Source organism: Brachyspira sp., from assembly GCF_050873525.1.
Classification (GTDB): Bacteria; Spirochaetota; Brachyspiria; order Brachyspirales; family Brachyspiraceae; genus Brachyspira.
The window spans coordinates 1-8,003 of sequence record NZ_JBNMIZ010000119.1 but is presented as its reverse complement, the minus strand read 5'-3'; the positions used below and the strand labels follow the sequence as shown (position 1 = coordinate 8,003).

General features: G+C 32.4%; 9 protein-coding genes and 2 tRNA genes. 6 read left to right on the top strand and 5 right to left on the bottom strand.

Annotated features, from left to right (window positions below):
* Nucleotides 1-360 precede the first annotated feature (360 nt).
* From ACR0QS_RS08605 to ACR0QS_RS08590, 4 genes are all read right to left on the bottom strand, one after another.
* Nucleotides 361-906, bottom strand: coding sequence for a hypothetical protein (locus ACR0QS_RS08605; RefSeq protein ID WP_432633030.1), 546 nt, complete (start codon nucleotides 904-906; stop codon nucleotides 361-363).
* Entirely contained in the window at nucleotides 893-1,825 is a 933-nt protein-coding gene (locus tag ACR0QS_RS08600) for a hypothetical protein (RefSeq protein WP_432633029.1), read from the bottom strand. Before ACR0QS_RS08600 ends, ACR0QS_RS08605 begins: the two co-directional genes overlap by 14 nt.
* A gap of 106 nt (nucleotides 1,826-1,931) precedes the next feature.
* Nucleotides 1,932-2,004: transfer RNA gene (locus ACR0QS_RS08595), tRNA-Lys, on the bottom strand.
* A gap of 35 nt (nucleotides 2,005-2,039) precedes the next feature.
* Nucleotides 2,040-2,113: transfer RNA gene (locus tag ACR0QS_RS08590), tRNA-Ile, on the bottom strand.
* A 121-nt stretch (nucleotides 2,114-2,234) separates the two neighbouring features.
* Between ACR0QS_RS08590 and deoC the strand changes: the two genes are divergently transcribed.
* From deoC to flgN, 6 genes are all read left to right on the top strand, one after another.
* On the top strand, nucleotides 2,235-2,891 hold the full coding sequence (gene deoC, locus ACR0QS_RS08585; RefSeq protein ID WP_432633028.1) for a deoxyribose-phosphate aldolase: 657 nt from the start codon (nucleotides 2,235-2,237) through the stop codon (nucleotides 2,889-2,891).
* 23 nt (nucleotides 2,892-2,914) lie between these two features.
* Nucleotides 2,915-3,721: a nucleoside phosphorylase gene (locus tag ACR0QS_RS08580; protein ID WP_432633027.1), complete on the top strand. Its 807-nt coding sequence runs from the start codon at nucleotides 2,915-2,917 to the stop codon at nucleotides 3,719-3,721.
* Between the two features lie 38 nt (nucleotides 3,722-3,759).
* Entirely contained in the window at nucleotides 3,760-4,551 is a 792-nt protein-coding gene (locus tag ACR0QS_RS08575; protein ID WP_432633026.1) for a nucleoside phosphorylase, read from the top strand.
* Between the two features lie 70 nt (nucleotides 4,552-4,621).
* Nucleotides 4,622-5,692, top strand: coding sequence for a BMP family lipoprotein (locus ACR0QS_RS08570; protein ID WP_432633025.1), 1,071 nt, complete (start codon nucleotides 4,622-4,624; stop codon nucleotides 5,690-5,692).
* A 73-nt stretch (nucleotides 5,693-5,765) separates the two neighbouring features.
* A complete protein-coding gene (locus ACR0QS_RS08565) occupies nucleotides 5,766-6,833 on the top strand; it encodes a BMP family lipoprotein (RefSeq protein WP_432633024.1) in 1,068 nt (355 codons plus the stop codon).
* A 193-nt stretch (nucleotides 6,834-7,026) separates the two neighbouring features.
* Nucleotides 7,027-7,536: a flagellar export chaperone FlgN gene (gene flgN / locus ACR0QS_RS08560; protein ID WP_432633023.1), complete on the top strand. Its 510-nt coding sequence runs from the start codon at nucleotides 7,027-7,029 to the stop codon at nucleotides 7,534-7,536.
* An 80-nt stretch (nucleotides 7,537-7,616) separates the two neighbouring features.
* Here flgN and ACR0QS_RS08555 read toward each other — a convergent pair whose 3' ends face one another.
* Complete coding sequence (locus tag ACR0QS_RS08555; protein ID WP_137999223.1) at nucleotides 7,617-7,820, bottom strand: DUF1858 domain-containing protein; 204 nt, start codon at nucleotides 7,818-7,820, stop codon at nucleotides 7,617-7,619.
* Between the last annotated feature and the right edge of the window lie 183 nt (nucleotides 7,821-8,003).

Genomic DNA, 8,003 nt, shown 5'->3' with positions numbered 1-8,003 from the left:
GTATAGTATAGTATAGTATAGTATAGTATAGTATTTGCAAAAATCATTTATTATATCCTCTAATAAAATATTTTTAATCTACATAACTATAATAACAAAATATTTAAATTCGTCAATTACTTTTTTGGATTTATATCCAACTTTAATTATAAATTTATAAAAATCAACCGTTATCATATTTTTCGGAATGCAATTTGATAAATGTTATATAAATTTGTTAGAGTTTACATTATGCAAATTTATTGAATAGTTAGCATGTATATTTTAAAATTATATTAATATCCGTTCCACTTTTTATACTTTAAAATTTTCATTTTTCTCCACATTCAGTTTGCAATGTATTTTTTATCATTTATGATTTTAAAATAATAAATTCTCTTTTAATTCTTCCACAAAAGTATCGATAGGTTTTAAATCGGATAATCGCAAAGTTAATTTATAATTGACAGAATTGCCAGGGTTCATTGCCACAAGTTGTCTATCTTTTCCATTTACTTTCAAAAAATATCTTCTCTTTTTATGATTGTAAGAAATTTTATCTTTTATTATTAAATAATAAGCGTTTTGATGGGTTAGCCCAATCACTATAATATAGTCGTTATTGTAAGAGGGATTTATTCCGTTAAATTGAAAACCGTTATTCTTTAATCCCTTTCTTGCAGTTTTTATTTCAATTTTAATTCCGTTTGATAAAATATCGTATTCATCATGAATTACTTTTTGTTTATTATCTATCGCTATATTTTCTTTTTTAAAAATAGCTTTTACAAATTCTTCGCCTATTTGCCCAATAGCGTTTCCTTCAAAATAATCTATTTTAGAAAAAATACCTTCGTTATCTTTTGAAGAGCGTATTTCATTATATTTGTCTTCGATTATATTTTTTAATATTTCATTTATATTCATTTTCAAATCCTTTATCTTCCAATAATTTATAAATATGAGATTTGCCAATATGTCTGCATCCGTTTGTCGCTATGCTCGAATATTTATTCCAATCTGCGGTTTTAAATAAAGCGTCTAATTTTTTTATCGTTCCGCTATTTTGAGTAGTATAAATAATTGCTATTCCGCTTTTATATTTTACCGAATCAAAATCTTTAACCACATTATTATCTTTGAAAAATGTTGAAGATAAATAATAATTCGCTTTTTTATTAAAAATCCATTCTTTCCCGCATTCTCTATTTTTCGCCAAAGAAACCGTCACAACTTTAAGCAAATTATTAAACGGTTCGGCTTTTTCTTTTTGATTATACCAGCAGAATTCTTTTTTTAAATTGTTATAATTTTTGCTCCATATTTGAAAACAGCATTTTATATCTTTTTCTTTATTTCCTATATAAAAAGAATTTTCAGGCAAAACTTCTTCGTATAATAAATTGAAATTTTTTACTCGATACCTTATCGAACCTTTTCCCAAACTTTGAAAAAACATTGGAAGTATAAAAGCCACAAATTCCGCTTTTTCGGAATGTTCTATAAATTTCAAAGCCAAAACTCCTCTATGTCCAAACGGAGGATTTCCTATGACTATTAAAGGTTTTTCTGGAAGTTCGTAATTTAAATAATCGGTTAATATCGTGTCGTATTTTGTTTGTTTAATGTCTATTCCTATTTTATTTTTTGGAAGCAATTTATAAAAACTTCCGTCTCCAACGCTCGGCTCTATCCAAGTATATTTATTTATGTTTTCGTATTTAGAAATAATTTCGCAAGTTTTTTTGTAAAGTCGTTCGGAGATTTCAGGCTTCGTAAAATATTCGTCAAAATAATTTTTAGAATTCGACTTCATTATATTTCCGTTCGCATATTTTAAATTCATTCTTTATGTCCGATTAATTTACTGTAAAGATATTCTATGATATTTTATAACGATTTGTTTTTTATGTCAAGTTGAAATATTGCTTAATTTTATTTGCCGAAATATTTGAGCCAGCAGGGGTTCGAACCCGGGACCTGATGATTAAGAGTCATCTGCTCTACCAACTGAGCTACTGGCCCACACAAAAATTATATTATTAATGAGGAGGTTTATTTGGGCCAGCAGGGACTTGAACCCCGGACCCGATGATTATGAGTCATCTGCTCTAACCGACTGAGCTACTGGCCCCCAAATTAGTTATTAAATGATAACATATATAAAAAAAATGTCAACACTTTAAAATTATTTATCATAATGAAATTTGACAATAATATAATCTTTTATATAATACTATTATCAGAGGTATAAAATGCAAAATATAAATCAATTAATAGACCATACGATTTTAAAACCAGAAGCTTCCATAGACGATATAAGAAAATTATGCATCGAAGCGAAAGAATATAATTTTTATTCCGTTTGTGTGAATTCGGCTTATGTCAATGTCGCTTATAATTTTTTACTCCATTCGGATGTTAAAGTCTGTTCGGTTGTCGGGTTTCCTTTGGGAGCTATGATAAAAGAGGCGAAGGCTTACGAGGCTAAATTCGCAGTCGATAGCGGAGCCGAAGAAATAGATATGGTTATCAATATAGGACTCTTAAAAAGCGGTAAGATAGATTTATTTGAAAGAGATATAAAAAAAGTTCGAGAGGCTTGCAAGGCGTCCGTTCTTAAAGTGATAATTGAAACTTGCCTTTTGGACGATAAAGAAAAAATATTGGCTTGTAAAATCGCTAAAGAATACGGAGCGGATTTTGTAAAAACTTCAACGGGATTTTCTACAGGAGGAGCTACCGAGCATGATGTCGAGCTTATGAGAAAAACGGTTGGTGATAAAATGGGAGTCAAGGCTTCGGGCGGAATAAAAACTTACGAAGACGCTATAAAAATGATAAACGCGGGAGCAAACAGATTGGGAACGAGCAGCGGAATTGCGATAATGAAATCGGTTAAAGAAAATTAATTATAAAACGGGATTAAAATTTTATGGAAACGGAATCTAAATATAAAGGCGCTTTTTACGATAAGGAAGCGGATAAAAAAGGACTTCTTCAATATCATATTAAATTAAAAAAAGGCGATGTGGCAAGATATGTCCTTTTACCGGGCGACCCGAAAAGAGTAGGTTTCATAGCGAAATATTTAGACGAACCGATTTTGAAAGCCGATTATAGAGAATATGTTACGGTTACTGGAAAATATAAAAATATTCCAATTTCAATAACTTCTACAGGAATCGGAGGACCTTCCGCTTCAATAGCGATGGAAGAATTAATAAAAATCGGAGCGGATACTTTTATCAGAGTCGGCACTGCTGGAGGATTAAGTTTAAAAGTTAAATCGGGAGATTTGGCTATAGCTCAAGCGGCAATAAAAGACGAAGGAACTTCAAAAGAATATATCCCGTTTGAATATCCTGCGGTTGCAAATACGGATATAATTTTTGCATTACGAGACGCGGCAAAAGAAAAAAATTATAATTATCATATAGGAGTCGTTCATAGCAAAGATTGTTTTTACGGAGAACTTGAACCTCAAAATTCTTTTTTTAGAGAAAAATTTGAAAATAATTTGAAATACTATACTTTATGCGGAGCGATTGCTTCCGAAATGGAATGCGCCGCTTTATTTTCATGCGCGGAAATTAGAAAAGTTCGAGCGGGAGCGATAATGCATATAGTTGAAAATACTATGATTGAAAGACTTGGAACTCATTTGAATTATTCGAGCGATATAGAAAATATGATATTAACGGCGTTGGAATCTATAGTTTTGTTGGATAATAAAAGTTGAAATTATCTAAAAATTAAAAAGATTAAAAAGGAATTATTATGATTGAATATCCTAAAGCCTATTATGAAGAAAATGAAAATCTCGTTCATCATCTCAAATTAAAAAAGGGCGATGTAGGAAGATATGTTATAATGCCAGGCGACCCGAAAAGATGCGAAAAAATTGCAAAGAGATTTGAAAATCCAAAATTGATTGCAGATTTCAGAGAATATGCTACTTGGACGGGATATATTGACGGAGTAAAAGTTTCCGCAACTTCGCATGGAATTGGCGGACCTTCTACGGCAATAGCTTTGGAAGAATTGATTAAAGTCGGAGCGGACACTTTTATCAGAGTCGGCACTTGCGGAGGAATGAATATGGATGTTTTGCCCGGCGATATAGTGATAGTAAACGGCGCTATAAAATTTGGCGGAACTATGGATAATTATATTCCAAAAGAATTTCCATGCATTCCAAATATAGAAGTTTTAGAAGCTATGATTGAAGCGAGTAAAAATATAAAAAATAAAACTCATGTCGGAATAGTTCAATGTAAAGACGCTTTCTATTCACAACATGCCCCCGAAAGTATGGCAGTCGATAAAGAGCTATTATATAAATGGAATTCTTATATAAAGGCGGGAGCTTTGGCTTCGGAGATGGAATCCGCCACTTTATTTGCAGTAGGTTCTGCTAAAAATGTTCGGACGGGAGCGGCTATGCTCGTTCTTCATAATCAGGAGAGAATAAAAAATAATATAAACGATAAAAAAGATTATACGGGAGAAGAAGCTATAGATTTGGTTATCGAATCAATAAAAACGCTTATTAAAAAAGATAATTCCTAAATTTAAAAAATTAGTTTATAATTAATTTTTAATAAATAAAAATGCCATAATATTGGCGAGGAGAAAAAACATGAAAAACTTTACAAAAGCGATTATTTCAATTATTATATTAATATTTTCTTTATCATGCGGAAATAAATCGAGCAACTATGAATTGGCTTTAATAACCGATATGGGAAGTATAGACGATAAATCTTTTAATCAAGGTTCTTGGGAAGGTTTGAAAAAATATGCCGAAGAAAAAAATATAACTTATAAATATTATAAACCCGCGGCAAAAGATACGGATTCAAAAATCGATTCTATATTATTGGCGGTTGCCGCGGGGGCGAAATTAGTCGTAACTCCAGGATTTTTATTTGAACCAGCAATCTACAAAGCGCAAGACGAATATCCAGAAGTTAATTTTGTTATTTTAGACGGAACTCCTCAAGACGGCACTTATACAGATTTTAGAATAGAAAAAAATGTTTATTCAGTTTTATATGCAGAAGAAGAAGCGGGATTTTTAGCGGGCTACGGAATAGTTAAGGAAGGCTATACAAATTTAGGAGTTATGGGAGGAATGGCTGAGCCTGCGGTTATAAGATTCTGCTATGGATTCGTTCAAGGAGCAAATTACGCGGCTAAAGAATTGGGAATGAAATCAGGCGATGTTAAAATAGATTATACATATATAGGAGTTTACGACCCGACTCCAGAAGTTCAAACTACGGCTGCTTCTTGGTTTATAAACGGAGTTCAGGTTATATTTGCGCCTGCAGGAGCAGCGGCTAATTCCGTAATGGCGGCAGCGGAACAAAATAACGGTTTGGTAATTGGAGTCGATGTCGACCAAAGCGGAGATTCGCCTACCGTTATAACTTCGGCAATGAAAATGATTGGCGAATCGGTTTATAATGCGATAGACGATTTTTATAACGGCAATTTTCCCGGCGGGCAGTCTGTGGTTTTGGACGCGAAAGTTAATGGAATCGGACTTCCAATGGAAGCTTCAAGATTTACAAAATTTACTAAATCCGATTATGATTCTATCTATCAGAAATTGGTTGACGGAAGCGTAAAAGTTTTGAAAGATACGGACGCTAAAGACGCAAATCAATTACCATTGGATATAGTGAGAGTAAATTTAATACAATGATATTATTCTTTCTTAATTTAATAAGAATTAATTTAAGAAAATAATATAAAAAATTTAGTTCAAGGAGAAAAACATGAAGAATTTTTCAGCGCTAATCGTAATGATATTGACGGTATCTATACTTTCCATATCATGCGGAGACACAAAGAAAGGTTATGAGCTTGCCTTAATAACCGATGTCGGCACTATTGACGACAGGTCTTTTAATCAGGGTTCTTGGGAAGGTTTGAAAAAGTATGCGGACGAAAAAAACATAACGCATAAATATTATCAGCCTACCGAAAAAACTACGGACGCCTATATCGACTCGATAGATTTGGCAGTTGCGGCGGGAGCGAAAATAGTAGTAACTCCGGGATTCTTATTCGAGCCAGCAATATATAAGGCGCAAGATACTCATCCAGAAGTTAATTTTGTGCTTTTGGATGGAAGCCCTCAAGACGGCACTTATACGGACTTCAGAATAGAAAATAATGTTTATTCGGTTTTCTATGCGGAAGAACAAGCGGGATTTTTAGCGGGCTACGGAACGGTTAAAGAAGGCTATACGAATTTAGGATTTATGGGCGGAATGGCGGTTCCAGCGGTAGTTCGATTCGGATACGGATTCGTTCAAGGCGCAAATTATGCGGCTAAAGAATTCGGAATCAGAAATGTTAAAATGGATTATAATTATCTTGGCGGATTTAATCCAAGCCCAGAAATTCAAACCAAAGCTGCATCTTGGTATAGAAACGGAGTTCAGGTTATATTTGTCGCGGGCGGCGGAGCGGGAAATTCCGTAATGGCGGCTGCGGAACAAAATAACGGTTTTGTAATCGGAGTCGATGTCGACCAAAGCGGAGAATCTTCTTCCGTTATAACTTCGGCAATGAAAATGATTGGCGAATCGGTTTATAACGCGATAGACGAATTTTATAAAGGTAATTTTCCCGGCGGGCAGTCTGTGATTTTGGATGCAAAAGTTCATGGAATAGGACTTCCAATGGAAACTTCAAAATTCACTAACTTTACTCAAGAAGATTACGATAATATTTATCAAAAATTGGTTGACGGAAGCGTAAAAGTTTTGAATGATACGGATGTAAAAGACGCTTCTCAATTGCCTTCGGACTCTGCAAAAGTAAATTTGATACAATAATGAACTTTTTGATTTTTATAAACGGTTTATACTTAACTGTATAAGCCGTTTTTATTTTATAGATTGCTTCCCTCCATTCGCAATGACGCATGTTTTATAAAAAGTCGCATGTTCCGTAATAAAAAAATTATGTAAAGTAATTCTTATAATTATCGATAATTAATTTATAGATACAATTCAAGGACGGTATTTTATGTTTAATTTATACGAAGAACTTACAAAAATCGAAATACTTCTTTCAAAAGAAATAGAAGTTTACAAAATTATATTGGAAGACGAAGAAAAAAAAGTAAATTCGATTATCAATACTCGATTGCAGGATATTCATCTATATTGCGAACATCAAAACGAAAAAATGAACGAAGCTAACGAATTAAGAAAAATGAGAGAAAACATTATTGATATAATTATCTTAAATAAATTTCCTCATTTGTCCGAAACCGCGACTTTGTCCGACATAATAAGAAGAATTCCATTAAATAAAACATCTAAAATATCGGCTATGCGTTTGGAACTTGTAACTTTAATCGCGAGGTTGAGGCATTTAAATAAACTTTCTCCAAAATTATTTGATGAAGCTTTGGGATTTTTCGGAGATATGAAAGAAGTTTTATACAGCAGTAAAAAAGTAGGCTATAATAACAAAGGCAAAGAACATGCGATTAACAGAAAATTATCGGCGTTAATAAATAAGCAAGTATAAAGAATATAATATAAAGCAAAATATAAAATAAGCTTTGCAATCAAACGATTACAAAGCTTTTTTAATTTAGAGGAGTTAACTTATTTTCCGCATTTATTATTTATCTCTTCCACTAAAGTTTCTATTTTGTCATCGTCCATTCCATGTCCGCGACAACCTTCTTCCAAACTTTCCCAGCTTGCCACATGACAGCCAACGCAATGGAGTCCATGACTCATCATTATTTCAACAGAGTCGGGGAAAATCTGAATTATCTCTCCTATACTCATAGTTTTATTTATCATAATTTACCTCTCTTAATTTTAATGATTAATGATTATTTTATTATAATATAATTTATATTTTTGTCAAAGCGTAAAATGTAAAAGATATAATAATCCGAATATTTTATTTTTTATTTAATTAATTAACCAAATAACCTATTTTTTATTTTCAAAATTATCAGGAAATAGCAGCAAGGTTGAGGT